Genomic DNA, 15,708 nt, shown 5'->3' with positions numbered 1-15,708 from the left:
AGCCTCGCACCATGCGACCCGTCGACCCCCGCCTGCTCCGCCACGCCCGAGCCACCCGTGGCTTCCTCGCCGCGTCGGTGGCACTGGGACTGGCGGGGGCCGGGCTCGTCGTCGCCCAGGCCGCGCTGATCGCCGAGGTGGTGGTCGGGGCGTTCCAGCGAGGATCGACGGCGGGTGACCTGACCCGTCCGCTGGTGCTGCTGGCCGCGGTGGCGGTCGGCCGAGCGGCGGTCTCCTGGCTGACCGAGCTGGCCGCCCACCGGGCCAGTGCGGCGGTCAAGTCCGAGCTGCGCATGAGGCTGTTGGAGAGCGCGGCCGCCGGGGTCACCGGGGCGAGCGGGGCGGATGCTGGAACCGCCGGGGCGGCCGGGGTGAGCGGGGCTGCTGGGGTGGTCGGGGTGAGCGCGGCGGGCGCCGGAACCGCCGGGGCGGCTGGGGCGGGCGCCGACGGGGCGCTCAGTGTGGGGGAACTGACCGCGCTGGCCACGCGTGGCATCGACGCCCTCGACGACTACTTCGCCCGCTATCTGCCGCAGCTCGGACTGGCGGTGGTGGTTCCCGTCGCGGTGCTCGCCCGGATCGTCACCGCCGACTGGGTCTCCGCGCTGATCATCGCCGGGACACTGCCGCTGATTCCGCTGTTCATGATCCTCATCGGCTGGGTCACCCGGAGTCGGATGGACCGTCAGTGGCGGCTGCTGTCCCAGCTGTCCGGCCACTTCCTCGATGTGGTGGCCGGACTGCCCACGCTCAAGGTCTTCGGACGGGCCAAGGCGCAGGCGGCCTCGATCCGTGCGATCACCGCTGAATACCGGCGGGCGACCCTGCGCACGCTGCGGATCGCCTTTCTCTCCTCCTTCGCGCTGGAGTTGCTCGCCACGGTGTCGGTGGCGCTGGTGGCGGTCGGCGTCGGCATGCGGCTGGTCCACGGTGAACTCGACCTCTTCACCGGCCTGGTGGTGCTGATCCTCGCCCCCGAGGCGTATCTGCCGCTGCGGCAGGTGGGCGCGCAGTACCACGCGGCGGCGGAGGGGCTGGCCGCCGCGGACCAGGTCTTCTCGGTCATCGAGCGGGGCGCGGGCCGCGGGGCGGAGGTGGCCGAGGCGGATGGCGGCGTGAGCCGCGCGGCGGAGACGGCCCAGGCAGACGGTGGCGGGGGTGGCACGCCGGGGGACGGGCTCAGCGGCTGCGGGGCCCCCCGGACGAAGTCCCAGGGAGCGGTCACCCTGGCGGTCCAGGGGCTGGTGGTCATGCGGCCCGGCCGCACGGAACCGGCCCTCGCCGAGACGTCCTTCGAGGTACGCGCCGGGGAGACGGTGGCGATCGTCGGCCCGAGCGGGGCGGGCAAGAGCACCCTGCTCGACGCGGTCCTGGGTTTCGTCGCACCCGCACGCGGCCGGGTGCTCATCGGGCTTCCGGCTCCGGCGGAGCGTACGGCTCCGGCGGAGCCGACGGATCTCGCGGAGACGGCGCTGGACGGATGGTGGCGGCAGGTGGCGTGGGTGCCGCAGCGGCCGTACCTGTTCGCCGGGACGCTCGCGGAGAACGTCCGGCTGGCCCGGCCGGACGCGGACGACGCGGCGGTACGGGAGGCCCTGGGCGCGGCCGGTGCGCTGGAGTTCGCCGAGGCGCTGCCCGGTGGGATCGACGCGGAGCTGGGCGAGGGCGGGGCCGGGCTGTCCGCCGGCCAGCGGCAGCGGGTCGCGCTCGCCCGGGCGTTCCTGGCGGACCGGCCGGTGCTGCTGCTGGACGAGCCGACGGCGAGTCTGGACGGGGAGACCGAGGCGGGCATCGTGGACGCCGTCCGCCGTCTCGCCGCCGGGCGAACGGTCCTGATGGTGGTTCACCGTCCCGCCCTGCTCGCCGTCGCCGACCGGGTGATACGGCTGGGTGCGGACCCGGCCGCGGACCCGGCTCCGGGCCCGGTTGCGGACCCGGCTGCGGGCCCGAGTGCGCACGTGCCCGCCCGTACGCCCGCTGCCACGGGAGCGCAGGTCCCGGCCGACCGCGGGCCGCTGCCCGGGGCTGACTGTGCGGGTGCCGAGGGCGGGCCGCTGCCGGGGGCCGGGCGTACGGGGGCTGACCGTGCGGGGGCCGCGTGCGGGCCGGTGCCGGGGACCGACCGCGCGGGGGCCGAGCGATGGCCGCTGCTCGGGGCCGACCGCGCGGAAGCCGAGCGTACGGGGGACGGGCGCGGGCCGCTGCCCGTGGCCGGGCGCGGGGCGATGCCCGGGGCCGACCGTGCGGGGGCCGACGGCGCGGGGTCCGCCCCTGCGGGGGATGGGCACGGGCCGCTGCCGGGGGCTGACCATCCGGAGGCCGCGCGTCCGGGACGGCGCGGGCTGGCGGGGCTGCGGGCGGCCGCCCGCTCCCGCCGCTCCCGCTTCGCGCTCGCCCTGCTGCTCGGCGCGCTCGCCCTCGGCAGCGCCGTCGGGCTGATGGCCGTCTCCGGATGGCTGATTTCACGCGCCTCCCAGCAGCCGCCCGTCCTCTATCTCATGGTCGCGGTGACCGCGACCCGCGCCTTCGGCATCGGGCGGGCCGTGTTCCGGTACGCCGAGCGGCTGGTCTCGCATGACGCCGCGCTACGGGTGCTGGCCGATCTGCGGGTCGCGGTGTTCCGGCGGCTGGAGCGGCTGGCCCCGGCCGGGCTGCGCGCGACCCGGCGTGGTGATCTGCTCTCCCGCCTGGTGGCCGATGTGGACGCGTTGCAGGACTACTTTCTGCGCTGGCTGCTGCCGGTCGGCGCGGCCGTGATGGTGGGCGCCGCCTCGGTGGCGTTCACCGGCTGGCTGCTGCCGGAGGCCGGGGCGGTGCTCGCCGCCGGTCTGCTTACGGCCGGACTGGTGGTCCCGGCCGTCTCCGGGGCGGTCGCGCGCCGTGCGGAGCGGCAGCTGGCCCCGGCCCGCGGGGCGCTGTCCACGCAGGTCGTCGACCTGCTGGGCGGGGCGCCCGAGCTGACGGTCGCCGGGGCGCTGCCGCGCCGCCTCGACGCGGTGCGCCGGGCGGACGGGGCTCTCACCCGGCTCGCCCGGCGTGCGGCCGCCGCCACCGCCCTCGGCAGCGGCCTGTCGGCCCTCACCTGCGGGCTGACCGTGACCGCCGCGGCCTGGGTGGGGGTGCGGGCGGTGGCGGACGGGCGGCTGCCCGGGGTGTGGCTGGCGGTCGTGGTACTGACCCCGCTGGCCGCGTTCGAGGCGGTCGCCGGACTGCCGTCGGCGGTGCAGTACCGGCAGCGGGTGCGCCGGGCGGCGGAGCGGGTGGACGAGGTGCTGGACGCGCCGCCGCCCGTGATCGAGGGGACCGGCCAGGCCCCCGGCTCGCCCTTCCCGCTGGTCGTCAGCAATCTGACCGCCCGCTACCCGGGCCGCCGCACGCCCGCGCTGGACGACTTCCGCCTGGAGCTGACGGCCGGTCGGCGGGTCGCCGTCGTCGGCCCCTCGGGGGCGGGCAAGTCCACCGTGGCCCAGGTGCTGCTGCGCTTCCTGGACGCCGAGTCCGGTACGTACACACTCGGCGGCCGGGAAGCGGCGGGGTTGGACGGCGACGGGGTGCGGCGGCTGGTGGGCCTGTGCGCCCAGGACGCGCACCTCTTCAACAGCACCCTGCGCGAGAACCTCCGGCTTGCCCTACCCGCACCCGCACCCGCACCCGCATCCGCATCCGCATCCGCATCCGCATCCGCACTTCCGCCGAGCGGCCCGGCAGCCGATGACCAGGCCCGTGACGCCGGTGGGGACGGGGACGGGGGCGGCGAAGCGGTCGGCGAAGAGGCCCGGCTGCGAGCGGCGCTGGGCGCGGCACGCCTGCTGGAGTGGGTGGACGGCCTGCCGGACGGGTTGGACACGCCGGTCGGTGAATTCGGCGCCCGGCTCTCGGGCGGCCAGCGGCAGCGGCTGGCGCTGGCCCGCGCGCTGCTGGCCGACTTCCCGGTGCTGCTGCTCGACGAACCCGCCGAGCACCTCGACCTGACGACCGCCGACGCGCTGACCGCCGATCTGCTGGCGGCGACCGAGGGGCGTACCACCGTCCTGATCACCCACCGGCTGGCCGGGCTGGCCGGTGCGGTGGACGAGGTGATCGTGCTGGACCGGGGCAGGACCGTGCAGCGCGGGACGTACGAGGAACTGGTGGCGGTGGATGGGCCGTTCCGGCGGATGTGGGAGCGGGAGCGGGCGACCGAGCGACTGACGGGCGCGGTGGCCGCCGTGTCCACAGCCGCATCCCCGGCCGTGTCCACAGCCGCATCCCCGGCCGTATCCACAGCCACGTCCTCACAGGACAAGAGGCTGCTTTCTCTGGCAAATGGCGCTTATTAATCTCGGGGCATGGCAGCCACGGCAACACCGCAGGACCCACAGGACCCACAGGACCCACAGGGTCGGCTGGATCCGCAGGTCCCGCAGGTCCCGCAGGATCGGCTGGAACCGGCGGACGCACACGCTCCGGACTCGCTGGACGCCGCCACCGAGGCGACCCGGGGCCTGCGGGGCATGTCCACCGAGCTGACCTGGCGGGTGCCGGAGCTGCTGGAGGCGATGCGCACCATCGGCAGTGAGCTGGACATCCACACCGTGCTGGGCCGGATCGCCCGCACCGCCGCCGAGTTCGTGGACGCCCAGCAGGCCGCCATCGGGGTGTTCGACTCGACCGGGCGCGGATTGGCCGACGTCATCACCCATGGGGTGCCCGAGGAGAAGCGCGAGCGCGTCGCCACCCTGCTCGCCGAGCGCGCCGCGGAGGCGTCGGCCGACCGGCTCGCCGACCTGTCCGCCGGCCTGCCCGTCGACCCGTTCCCCGGCGCGTCGTCGGCCGACCGGCTGCGGGTGCCCATCCGGGTCCAGGGCCGCCTTTTCGGCGAGCTGTATCTGACCGGCAAGCGCGGCGGCGCCGACTTCAGCCGCTCCGACCTGGGCATGGTGAAGGTCCTGGCCACCGAGGCCGGGATCGCGATCGGCAACGCCCGGCTGTACGAGGCCACCCGTCAGCGGGAGCGCTGGATCGACGGCTCGGTGGCCGTCACCACCGCCCTGCTCTCCGGCGACGCGGAGGACGCGCTGACCGTGGTCGCGGAGCAGGCCCGCCGCCTCGCCGGTTCCGCGGCCGGGATCGTACTCGTGCCCGAGGAGGGCGGCGGGCTGGAGATCGTCGCCGCCCACGCCGCCGACCCAGCCGGGCTGATCGGCACGGTCATCCCCCCGCAGGCCGTCCTCGTGCCGCACCTGCTCGCCGGTGAACCGGTCTTCGTCGACGACTCGGCCACCGATTCCCGGATGACCGCCGGCATCTGGGAGCGCTACGGCCCGAGCATGATGCTGCCGCTGTGCGGCGGAGACCGGGTACTCGGCATTCTGGCCACCCCGCGCAGACGCGGCGGCCGTCCCTTCACGGAGACCGAACGCACGCTGGCCACGCAGTTCGCGGCGCAGGCCGCCATGGCGCTGGTTCTCGCCGAGGCGCAGCGCGACCGGGAGCGGCTGGCGGTCTACGAGGATCGCGACCGGATCGCGCGTGACCTGCACGACCTGGTCATCCAGCGGCTGTTCGCGACCGGTCTGATGCTGGAGAGCGCGCAGCGCCAGGCGGCCGCGGGGGAGGTGCGGGAGCGGATCGGCCGGGCCGTGGACGAGCTGGACGCCACCATCCACGAGGTGCGTACCGCCATCTTCGCGCTCCAGCAGACCCCGGCGGAGGCGCCGTCCGGGCTGCGGACCCGGGTGCTCCGCGAGATCGGCACGGCCGCTGTGCCGCTGGGCTTCCAGCCCGCGGTGACGTTCTACGGGGCGGTCGACACCCGGGTCGGCGACCTCACGGCGAAGAACCTGATCGCGGCGGTGCGGGAGGCGCTGTCCAACGCGTTCCGGCATGCGCGCGCGGAGCGGATCGAGGTCACGGTCGACGCGGGCGCGACGCTGCCGGACGGCCGCGACGCGGTGCGGCTGACGGTCGCCGATGACGGGGTCGGCATTCCGGCGGGCGGCCGCCGCAGCGGCCTGCGGAACCTGGCCCGCCGGGCGGAGGCGCTGGGCGGATCCTGCACGTATGGACCCGGCCTCGGGGAGGGCGGCGGCGGCACGGCGGTGATCTGGGAGGCGCCGCTGTAGGGGGAGCGGCACGTGTATCGGCGGCACGTGTATCAGCGACGCGCGGGCAGGGGTGCGTGTATCGACGGCGCGCGGGCGGGGGCGGGCGCGCGGTTGGCGGAATCTCGTACTCCGAACGGCGTGGGTTACGCCGCCATGCGGGCGCGGCTGGCGTGGCGGGCGCGCACGCCGGGTGACGATCCCCCCTGTGCGTCTTCCGTTCCGCGGACGCAGCTTCGCTGTCCGTACCGCCTGCCCCCTCGGCCTGGCGCTGCTCTGTGTGCTGTCCGTGCCCGGAGCCGCCGCCCTCGCCGAGGATGGCGGGCCGCGGCCCGGTCCGGAGCGGGCGGCCGGGCGGTCGGCCCAGGTGGGCGCCGATGTGGTGCGGCTGCAGCTGACCGTGGCCTCGGCGCAGCGGCGGTACGGCCATGAGTGGAGCCGGGCCAGGACCCGGCAGGGCCAAGCTGAGCGGCTCGCGGATGAGCTGCGTCGGAAGCGTCACACGGTGGTCCTGCTACGGCAGGCGGCGGCGCGGCTGGCCCGGGAGCAGTACCGCGCCGGGGCCCTGCCGTACGCCCTGCGCTCCTTCGACGCCTTCCACCCCGGCAGCCGGGCGCGGGCGGCCGGAGACCGTGCGCTGGGCAGCCGCCTCGGCCGGGCGGAGGCGGACACCCGGCGCCTCGCCCGGCGCGAGCGGGCCAGGAGCGCCGCCGCGCGGGAGCTTGCCGCACACGCTCTCCGACTGGGCGACGTGCGGCGGGCCGCCGAGCGGCGGCTGGCCGGGGCACGGCAGGACTTGCGGCGGATGTCCGCCCAGGCGATGCGCCGCGGCCACTGCCTGACCCTTCCGGGCGCGCTCGTGCGGCAGGCGCGGGCCGGCGGGCGGGCGCTCCTCCCCCTTGGCAGGTCGCGGGGCGCGGCCGGGGCGCGCGACCGCGCCGGCTCGCGGGACACGCTCCGGCTGTGGGGGAACGGCGCCGGGGGCGATGACGGCACTGCCTGGAGTGACGGCCCCTCCGGCAGCCGCTCCAGCAGCCATTTCGGGGGCGACAGCCGTCTGCGGGGTGCTGCCCTTCCCCTGGGGGACACCCTTGCGCTGGGCCGCGCCGGTTCCGGTCGGCTGCCCTGGCTGCGCGGGCGGCCGCTCGGCGTCCTTCGGCCGCTGCTGAGCCCGCTGTCCCGGAGGCTCCTGCCGGGCGTGGTGCTGCCGGACGTCGTACCGCCCGGCCCCCGCGACGACCGGGGAGCCGGGGCGCGCGGCTTGGCCGGCCCGCGGATCCCGGGAGCTTGGGGCGTCATCGCACCCAGGGCGGATGCCGCCTCCGCCACCGGACTCGGATCCCCCGCCGCACCCGACTCGGGCCGTCCGGATTCCGCCGCCGGACACGGCCCGCGCACGACCGATGACGGCCACCGGCACCGGCATCCGCGGCGAACCCCGGTGCGGGCCCGGGCGGGGGGCGGGAAGGCCGCGGCCGGGAGGCCCGCACGCGACGCCGGGCCGGGACGCGGCGGCGGGCGTCGTCCGCTCTGGGGCCCGCCCCTCGCCTCGTACGCGCTCTCCGCCGGATTCGGGTCTTCCGGGCCGCGCTGGGCGCATCGGCACACCGGCCAGGACTTCGCGGTGCCCGTCGGTTCCCCGGTGCGGTCCGTCGGGCCCGGTCAGGTCGTCTCGCTGGGGTGCGCCGGGCCGTTCGGGATGAGCATGCTGATCCGGCATCCCGGCGGTGACTTCACGCAGTACGCGCATCTGTCGACGATCCTCGCGCAGCCGGGGGAGCGGGTGCGGGGCGGGCAGTGGATCGCGCTCTCCGGTGACACCGGCAACGCCACCGGTCCGCATCTGCACTTCGAGGCGCGGCGGACCCGGGAGATCGATTCCGCGATGGACCCGGTGCGGTGGCTGCGCCGCCACGGCGTACGCGTCTGACCAGCTCGGCTACAGCTGCGGCTACCGCTACGGCCGGGCGCTCAGGAGCTGCTCGATGACGACGGCGACGCCGTCCTCGTTGTTGCCCTCGGTCCGGTGGCTGGTCGCGGCGAGCACCGCCGGGTGGGCGTTGGCCATGGCATAGGAGGTGCCGGCCCAGTTCAGCATCTCCAGGTCATTCGGCATGTCGCCGAAGGCCACCACCTCGCTGGGAGAGATGCCGCGCTCCGCGCAGCAGCGGGCCAGGGTGCTGGCCTTGCTGACGCCGAGGCCGCTGATCTCCAGCAGGGCGGTCGGGCTGGAGCGGGTGAAGGAACCGTGGTGGCCGGCCGCCAGGCGGGCCACGTCGAGGAACTCGTCGGGGGACAGCTCCGGGTGGTGGGCCAGCAGTTTCAGGATCGGCGCGTCGATGAACTCCCCCTCGTCCGCCAGCAGCTTCTCCACCGGGGCGACCATGGCGCTGGGGTCCGTCCGGAACGGCGGATAGTGCGGCTCGTAGTGGACGCCCGTGGTCCGGTCGACGGCGAACGAGACCCCGGGCGCGGTGTCGCGGAGTGCGTCCACCACCGAAAGGGCGTCGCCGGCGTCCAGCGGGTAGACCTCCATCAGCCGTCCGCCGTCGTGCAGATCGACGACGGCCGCGCCATTGGCGCAGATGGCCAGGCCGTGACCGTGCACATGGTCACTGACGACGTCCATCCAGCGGGCCGGGCGGCCGGTCACGAAGAAGACCTCGATGCCGGCGTCCTCGGCGGCGGCCAGGGCGGCGAGGGTCCGGTCGGAGACCGACTTGTCATCGCGCAGCAGCGTGCCGTCGAGGTCGGTGGCGATCAGCCGGGGGGTGGCGGCAGCCGTACGATCCACGGCCAGAGTCTCGGGCTGCTCGGTAACTGGGGTCACGGCACCCATCTTCCCGCATATGCCTCGCACGGGCGTGCGCACAGGTGTGCGTATGAGCCAACCCCGCCGCCCGCCCGCCGGGGCGGTGACGCTGGGTGACGTGAGCTGGTCGCATCCACGGCATAGGCTCGTGTCCATGCGTCTGAGCACTGTGATCCTTCCCGTCCGCCGCTGGGCCGATGGCGGGCGTGAGGTGTGGCAGCGAGCCGAGGAGCTGGGCTTCCACGCCGGGTATACCTACGACCACCTCTCGTGGCGGTCCTTCCGGGACGGGCCGTGGTTCGGGGCCGTCCCGACCCTGACCGCCGCCGCGACCGCCACCACCCGCCTTCGCCTGGGCACCCTCGTCACGTCGCCGAACTTCCGCCACCCGGTGACGCTCGCCAAGGAGCTGATCTCTCTGGACGACATCTCCGAGGGCCGGGTCACGCTCGGCATCGGGGCGGGCGGCTCGGGCTTCGACGCCTTCGCGCTGCTGCGCGAGGGCGAGGAGGCGTGGAAGCCCCGCGAACGGGCCGACCGGTTCGGCGAGTTCGTGCCGCTGCTCGACCGGTTGCTGACCCACGAGGTCGTCACGCACGAGGGCACGTACTACTCCGCGCAGGAGGTGCGGAACATCCCCGGCTGTGCGCAGCGGCCCCGGCTGCCGTTCGCGATCGCCGCGACCGGGCCGCGCGGGTTGCGGCTGGCCGCGCGGTACGGCCAGGCGTGGGTGACCACGGGCGATCCGAAGATCGCCGACACCGGCACCCCGGCCGAGTCGCGGGCCGCGATCGCCCGGCAGATCGCGGGACTGGGCGCGGCCTGCGCGGAGGCGGGACGGGATGTCGCCGAGCTGGACAAGATCATGCTGACCGGGTTCACCCCGGACCGGAACGGGCCGCTGGAGTCGGTCGACGCCTTCGTGGACTTCGCGGGTGCGCACGCGGAGCTGGGCATCGACGAGATCGTGCTGCACTGGCCGATTCCGGACTCCGACTTCGGCACCGACCTGAAGGTCTTCGAGGCGATCGCCACGGAGGGTCTCAGCCAGCTCGGCGCCCGCTAGCCACCACCCCGGCGCCTGCCGGCTGAGGCCCGGCACCCGCCGGCACCCGCCGCTCGCCGTCCGGCGATCGAGCTGCCTCGGCGAGCTCGGTCGCCGGGCCCGGGAAAGGTGCAGAATCGAGGGTGGAGGTCGGTACTGATGGCGCGTACCCGATTCGCCCCTGACCGGGGCCTGACCACCCGCATGGTCAGCACCATGTTCCTGATCGGACTGCTCTACGTGGTCTTCGTCGGGGTGCTGATGGCGCTGCTGCGCGGCTCCTGGCCATTGATCCTGCTGCTCGCGGGCGGGATGTTCATCGCCCAGTTCTGGTTCAGCGACCGGATCGCCGCGTTCAGTATGGGAGCGCGGGAGGTGACTCCCGAGCAGGCGCCGGAGTTGCACGGCGCGGTCGACCGGCTCTGCGCGCTCGCCGACATGCCCAAGCCCCGGGTGGCGATCGCCGACAGCGATGTGCCGAACGCCTTCGCCACCGGACGCAATCAGCGCAACGCGCTGGTCTGCGCGACCACCGGGCTGCTGCGGCGGCTGGAGCCGGACGAGCTGGAGGGCGTCCTGGCGCATGAGCTGTCACATGTGGCGCACCGCGATGTCGCGGTGATGACCATCGCCTCGTTCCTCGGTGTGCTGGCGGGCATGATCACCCGGGTCGCCCTGTGGGGCGGTTTCAGCCGTGCCGGGAACAACCGCGACAGCAACACCGCCATCCTGATGCTGATCATTCCGCTGGTCAGCGCCGTCGTCTACGCCATCAGCTTCCTGCTCACCAGGGTGCTGTCCCGCTACCGCGAGCTGTCCGCCGACCGCTCCGCCGCGCTGCTGACCGGCCGCCCCTCGGTGCTCGCCTCGGCGCTCACCAAGGTGACCGGGCAGATGGCCCGGATCCCGACCCGCGACCTGCGCCAGGCCGAGCCGTACAACGCGTTCTTCTTCGCCCCCGCGCTCTCCGGCGAGAGCATGGCGCGACTGTTCTCCTCCCACCCGACGCTGGAGCAGCGCCTCGACCAGCTCGGCCGGATCTCCGTCCAGCTCGGAAGGGGCTGAGCCGGTGGGACTCCTGGACGCCATTCTCGGCCGGAGCAAGCCGGTACGCCCCGACCTGGACCAGCTGTTCGGACTGCCTTCCGCCGCCATCACCCTGGAAGCCGGGGCCGGCTTCACCCCGACCGGCCAGGGGTCGGTCTGCTTCGCCAGCGTCGAGGGCGGTGCCTTCGAGCAGTTGCGGCAGGACGTCCGGTCCCTGCTGGATGCCGACACGGAGCGCGGCGGGGTGCCCGTGGAGTTCCACGAGGACGCCTACGGTTACACCTGGCTGCTGGCCCGGCAGCCGCCCGAGGACGTCGCGGCCCTGGTCAATGATCTGCACGCCGTCAACACCGGCCTTCAGGACAGTGGTTTCGGCCCGCAGCTGCTCTGCTCTCTGATGGTCTTCCGGGACGCCCGGGGGCGCGTCCTGGCGCTGGTCTACCTCTACAAGCGCGGCACCTTCTACCCCTTCGCCCCGCTGCCGGGCGCCACCGAGAAGCGGGACAACGCGCTGGAGCTCCAGATCAGGTCACTGCTCAAGGACGATCTGCGGATCGAGCAGGACCTGTCCCGCTGGTTCCCGGTCTGGGGCGCGCCGGGGCTATGAGCCCCGCCGCGTCGCCGAGGTCCGCCGCGTCGCCGAGCCCCGCCGGGTCCGTGCGGCTCACCGGGGCAGCTCCGGACGCGAGCGCGTCCATGGTGCGGGCGCACACCTCGCGGTCGGCGGCCGCGGCGATGAACTCCGCGGTGTGCTCACCGCCCACCAGCGCGCGGACCGCCTGAACCGTACGGGCCGGCAGCCGTACCGCCTCGGCCGAGGGCGGCGCCGCCCCGGCCCGCTGCGGCCCCACAGCCCAGTCGGCGGACGCGATCTCGGTCAGCTGGTGGCGCACATACCGGGTGGCCAGGGTCCGCATGGCGCGGGCCAGTTCCGCCTCCACGGTCTGCTGGGCCAGTGGGCGCAGCCGGCGGACCAGGGTCGCGGCCTCGGCGACCTCGGCCTCGGTGGGCGGGTGATCGAGATAGCGCTGGAAGACGTGCTCGGTGGTGAACTCCAGGAAGCGTCCGGCGATGTGCTCGACCTGGCCGCGCAGCTCCCGCAGGTGATCGGCGACCGCCGACAGCGGCACGCCCGCGGCGTGGAGCTCCGCGGCCACGGACAGCTCGGCCGGGCTGGGCACGAGATATTCGTCCGGGCGGTCGGGGACCGGCTCCAGCACGCCCAGCTCGACCGCGTCCCCGATCGCCTCGTCGTCGGCGGTGCCGCCGAACCGCTCGGCCAGCTCGGCGCGGGTGAGCGGGAGCGGCTCCTCGCTGCTCCATGGTCCGTCGACCTCGGCGACCAGGCCCAGCACCCCGGCCAGCCCACGCCCCTCGTCCCACGCCTCCAGCAGCTCCTTGATGCTGGCCAGGGTGTACCCCCGCTCCAGCAGCTCGGCTATCTGCCGGAGCCGGGCCAGGTGCGCGTCGCCGTAGACGTTCGCCCGGCCGCGTCGCTCGGGCCGGGGCAGCAGCCCACGATCCTGGTAGGCGCGGATGGTGCGCACCGTGGCCCCGCTGAGGTGTGCCAGATCCTCGATCCGGTACTCGGGTCCCGCCCCGGCACCGGCTTCGGCCGCGGGGGAGGGCACCGGTGGCGGTGGTGACGACTGATCGGACAAGGGGGCAGCTCCTTCACAGATGCCGGGGCCCGCCGCCCCCGTCGCGGCCGAGGCGTTGCGGGACGGCGGCAGGCCGGATCGGGCGGCGACCTGCGCGGCGACCTCGTGCGAGGGATGGTACGGCCGCCGCGACCGGCTGGACATCGCGGCGGCGGCCCTGCGTCCGGCCGTTCGCGCCATGTGTCCTGGTGTCTTCGCGTCCTCGTGTTCTGGCGCCCTGGTGGCCTCACATCGGAAGGTTGAGCCGGGCGAGCCCGCGCAGCGCCTTCGGCGATATCCGGCCCAGGACGCGGGCGCCGCGTGCCTCGGGGGTGACGGGGACGACGGCCTGGTTGAGTGCCACCGCCCGCAGCACCGCCTCCGCGACCTTCTCCGGCGGGTAGTTCCGCTTGCCGTAGAGCCGGGAGGCCTTCTCCTGGCGGCGCTTCTGCTCCTCCTCCGAGACCCCGGCGAAGCGGGCCGTGGCGGTGATGCCGGTGTTGACGATGCCGGGGCAGATCGCCGATACGCCGATGCCCGCTGCTGCCAGCTCGCCCCGCAGGCATTCGCTGAGCATCAGCACCGCCGCCTTGGAGGTGCAGTAGGCCGTCAGCGTCTTCGACGGCAGATAGGCGGCCGCGGAGGCGGTGTTGACGATGTGGCCGCCCTGCCCGCGCTCGGCCATCCGCCGCCCGAAGGCCCGGCAGCCGTGGATGACACCCCACAGGTTGACGTCCAGGACCTTGCGCCAGTCGTCCGTGGTGGTGTCCATGAACGAGCCGGCCAGCCCGATCCCGGCGTTGTTCACCAGGACGTCGACCACGCCGTACTCGGTGGTGACCTTGTCGGCGAGCTTCTCCATCGCCTCCTCGTCGGTGACGTCCACGGTCTCCGCCCACGCACGCGGCGCGCCCAGCAGCCGGGACAGCTCCGCCGTGCGGGCCGCGCCGTCCGCGTCCCGGTCCACCGCCACGACCCTGGCGCCCGCCTCCGCGAAGGCGAAGGCGGTGGCCCGGCCGATGCCGCTGGCCGCGCCGGTCACCAGCACCAGCTGCCCGCCGAACCGGTCGGCGTACGGCTTCGCGGGCCCGGGCCGCGCGGCCGGTCCGCCGCTGTCCTCGACGGACAGGACGAACTCGCTGATCCAGTCGGAGAGCTGGTCCGGCCGGGTGCGCGGCACCCAGTGCTTGGCGGCGAGCGTGCGCCGGGTCAGCCGCGGCACCCAGCGCTCCAGGTCGTCGTAGAGCCGCTCGGAGAGGAAGGCGTCGCCGGTGGGGACGATCAGCTGCACCGGGGCGTGGGCGAAGGGGTCGGGACGCGGGTGCCGCAGCCGCTGACGCACGTTGTCCCGGTAGAGCCAGGCGCCGTGCGCCGCGTCATCGGGCAGGGACGAGGTCGGATAGTCCCCCGAGGGCACCTGCTCCAGGCGCTCCAGCATCCGGGGCCAGCGCTTGCCGAGCGGTCCGCGCCAGACTGCCTCGGGGAGCCGAGGGGTGTGCAGGGCGTACACGTACCAGGACTTGGCGCCCTGGCCGAGCAACTGGCCCACCCGGCGCGGGGTGGGCCGGGTCGCCCGCCGCTTGATCCAGTGCCCGAAATGGTCCAGCGAGGGCCCGGAGATCGAGGTGAAGGAGGCGATCCGCCCCTCGGTACGCCCGACGGTGACGAACTCCCAGGACTGCACCGAGCCCCAGTCGTGGCCGACCAGATGGACCGGCCGGTCCGGGCTGACCGCGTCGGCGACGGCCAGGAAGTCGTCGGTGAGCTTCTCCAGGGTGAAACCACCGCGCAGCGGCGCGGGCGCGGTCGAACGCCCGCAGCCCCGCACGTCGTACGCGACGACATGGAAGCGGTCGGCGAGCCGCTGGGTGACTTCCGTCCACACCTCCTTGCTGTCCGGATAGCCGTGCACCAGCAGCACGGTCGGCCGCTCCCGGTCGCCCAGCTCGGTGACGCACAGCTCCACCTCGCCCGTCCGGACCCGGCGTTCGGTCATGCCCGCCGCTCCCGCCATCACGCGGACCTCTCCTTCTCGTTCGCTCCCCGGATCTCGTCCCGGGATGGTCTGCCGCGCCGCTCGGCCGGCCTCGGCCCGGCCGGTCGGTCGTTCAGCTGATGCCCTTCCAGCGCCGTACGTGCGGCAGGTCGTCGTCCAGCCAGAAGGCGCTCTCCTGCGGGTCCCGCGAGTCGGTGACGACCAGGAGCTCCTCGAACTTCGCGCCGGTGCCCCGGAAGCCCAGGTGCGGCTCGACCGCCCACAGGCCCGGCTGGGGCGGGTGGTCGGAGAACCGGTACGGGCTCCACAGCGGCGACCAGCCCTCGCGGTGGCCGTGCAGGGCGTCGGACGCCAGCCCCTTGAGGCTCTGCACGCCGAACCCGAACAGCCGGGGCGACCAGCGGCGCTCCGGCACCCGGTCCACCATGTGCGCGATGACGCCGAACGGATAGGCGCGGTGCCGGTTGGCGTAGCCCTGGCGCACCATCAGCCGGTCCACGTCCTGGTAGATCTCGCGCAGCGAGCGGCGCTCGCGCACCTCGCGCAGGATCAGTTCGCGGTGGGCCTCGAGATCGGCGAGCAGCCGGTCGTGCACCGGGTTCAGGCCCAGGCAGCCGGAGTAGCCGATGTCGGCGGTGTAGCCCTTGAAGACGGGCGCCATGTCGAGGATGAAGGGCATCCCCGGTTCCAGCGCGCGATCGGTCGGGAAGAACTGCAGCGGTATCCGGAAACCGGTGAAGGCGGTGCGGTCCCCGAACCAGGCGAACGGCAGGTGGAACCAGTCCCGCACGCCGCGCTCCCGGAGCCACTCCCGCTGCATCCGGGCCGCCTCCCGCTCGGTCACCCCGGGCCGCAGCTGAGCGGCCACCGCCTCCGCGCACTCGTAGCTCAGCCGCTGAACGTCCCGGAAGCCGCGCAGGTCCGCGCCGAGTGCCCGGCTGCCACCGATGCTCCGGCGCGCTGCCGAGCCACCGGGGCCACCGGCCGCGACCGTGCCTGTCGAGGACGTGCCACTCGGCGAAGCCGTGCCGCTCGCCGATCCACTGCCCGCTGTGCTCATGCCGCCCACCCCGCCCATCCGCTCA

10 protein-coding genes are annotated in these 15,708 nt (G+C 74.7%); 6 read left to right on the top strand and 4 right to left on the bottom strand.

Annotation, left to right across the window (positions count from 1 at the left end; genetic code table 11):
- Nucleotides 1-11: 11 nt before the first annotated feature.
- The 3 genes from cydD (at nucleotide 12) to AC4BDD_RS14255 (ending at nucleotide 8,013) form a co-directional block, all read left to right on the top strand.
- A complete protein-coding gene (cydD, locus tag AC4BDD_RS14265) occupies nucleotides 12-4,319 on the top strand; it encodes a thiol reductant ABC exporter subunit CydD (RefSeq protein WP_490691374.1) in 4,308 nt (1,435 codons plus the stop codon).
- A gap of 9 nt (nucleotides 4,320-4,328) precedes the next feature.
- Entirely contained in the window at nucleotides 4,329-6,104 is a 1,776-nt protein-coding gene (locus AC4BDD_RS14260; RefSeq protein WP_490691373.1) for a sensor histidine kinase, read from the top strand.
- A 187-nt stretch (nucleotides 6,105-6,291) separates the two neighbouring features.
- Nucleotides 6,292-8,013: a M23 family metallopeptidase gene (locus AC4BDD_RS14255; RefSeq protein ID WP_490691372.1), complete on the top strand. Its 1,722-nt coding sequence runs from the start codon at nucleotides 6,292-6,294 to the stop codon at nucleotides 8,011-8,013.
- 27 nt (nucleotides 8,014-8,040) lie between these two features.
- On the opposite strand, the gene AC4BDD_RS14250 is transcribed toward AC4BDD_RS14255, so the two are convergent.
- A complete protein-coding gene (locus AC4BDD_RS14250; RefSeq protein ID WP_490691371.1) occupies nucleotides 8,041-8,922 on the bottom strand; it encodes a Cof-type HAD-IIB family hydrolase in 882 nt (293 codons plus the stop codon).
- Between the two features lie 127 nt (nucleotides 8,923-9,049).
- Between AC4BDD_RS14250 and AC4BDD_RS14245 the strand changes: the two genes are divergently transcribed.
- From AC4BDD_RS14245 to pspAB, 3 genes are all read left to right on the top strand, one after another.
- Nucleotides 9,050-9,961 carry an LLM class flavin-dependent oxidoreductase gene (locus tag AC4BDD_RS14245; RefSeq protein ID WP_490691370.1) on the top strand — a complete coding sequence of 304 codons (912 nt, stop codon included), beginning with the start codon at nucleotides 9,050-9,052 and terminating at the stop codon, nucleotides 9,959-9,961.
- A 138-nt stretch (nucleotides 9,962-10,099) separates the two neighbouring features.
- Nucleotides 10,100-11,005: a zinc metalloprotease HtpX gene (htpX, locus tag AC4BDD_RS14240; protein ID WP_490691369.1), complete on the top strand. Its 906-nt coding sequence runs from the start codon at nucleotides 10,100-10,102 to the stop codon at nucleotides 11,003-11,005.
- 4 nt (nucleotides 11,006-11,009) lie between these two features.
- Nucleotides 11,010-11,594: a PspA-associated protein PspAB gene (gene pspAB, locus AC4BDD_RS14235; protein ID WP_490691368.1), complete on the top strand. Its 585-nt coding sequence runs from the start codon at nucleotides 11,010-11,012 to the stop codon at nucleotides 11,592-11,594.
- Here the strand turns inward: pspAB and AC4BDD_RS14230 are convergent.
- The 3 genes from AC4BDD_RS14230 to AC4BDD_RS14220 all read right to left on the bottom strand — a co-directional run bounded on the left by AC4BDD_RS14230 (nucleotide 11,524) and on the right by AC4BDD_RS14220 (nucleotide 15,683).
- The gene (locus AC4BDD_RS14230; protein WP_490691776.1) at nucleotides 11,524-12,618 is read right to left on the bottom strand and encodes a MerR family transcriptional regulator; all 1,095 of its coding nucleotides are present in this window, start codon (nucleotides 12,616-12,618) and stop codon (nucleotides 11,524-11,526) included. The genes pspAB and AC4BDD_RS14230 overlap by 71 nt on opposite strands.
- Before the next feature lie 256 nt (nucleotides 12,619-12,874).
- A complete protein-coding gene (locus AC4BDD_RS14225; protein ID WP_490691367.1) occupies nucleotides 12,875-14,623 on the bottom strand; it encodes an SDR family oxidoreductase in 1,749 nt (582 codons plus the stop codon).
- Between the two features lie 112 nt (nucleotides 14,624-14,735).
- On the bottom strand, nucleotides 14,736-15,683 hold the full coding sequence (locus AC4BDD_RS14220; protein ID WP_490691366.1) for a M24 family metallopeptidase: 948 nt from the start codon (nucleotides 15,681-15,683) through the stop codon (nucleotides 14,736-14,738).
- Nucleotides 15,684-15,708 lie beyond the last annotated feature (25 nt).

This window comes from Streptomyces sp. JLBT605 (assembly GCF_058215555.1).
This window is presented reverse-complemented; position numbering and strand designations above follow the sequence as displayed.

Excerpts from the sequence above, each read along its gene's own strand:
- cydD (WP_490691374.1), top strand. The coding sequence starts at position 12 with ATGCGACCCGTCGACCCCCGCCTGCTCCGCCACGCCCGAGCCACCCGT.
- htpX (WP_490691369.1), top strand. The coding sequence starts at position 10,100 with ATGGCGCGTACCCGATTCGCCCCTGACCGGGGCCTGACCACCCGCATG.
- AC4BDD_RS14250 (WP_490691371.1), bottom strand. The coding sequence starts at position 8,922 with ATGGGTGCCGTGACCCCAGTTACCGAGCAGCCCGAGACTCTGGCCGTG.
- AC4BDD_RS14225 (WP_490691367.1), bottom strand. The coding sequence starts at position 14,623 with ATGACCGAACGCCGGGTCCGGACGGGCGAGGTGGAGCTGTGCGTCACC.
- AC4BDD_RS14220 (WP_490691366.1), bottom strand. The coding sequence starts at position 15,683 with ATGAGCACAGCGGGCAGTGGATCGGCGAGCGGCACGGCTTCGCCGAGT.
- AC4BDD_RS14260 (WP_490691373.1), top strand. The coding sequence starts at position 4,329 with ATGGCAGCCACGGCAACACCGCAGGACCCACAGGACCCACAGGACCCA.
- AC4BDD_RS14245 (WP_490691370.1), top strand. The coding sequence starts at position 9,050 with ATGCGTCTGAGCACTGTGATCCTTCCCGTCCGCCGCTGGGCCGATGGC.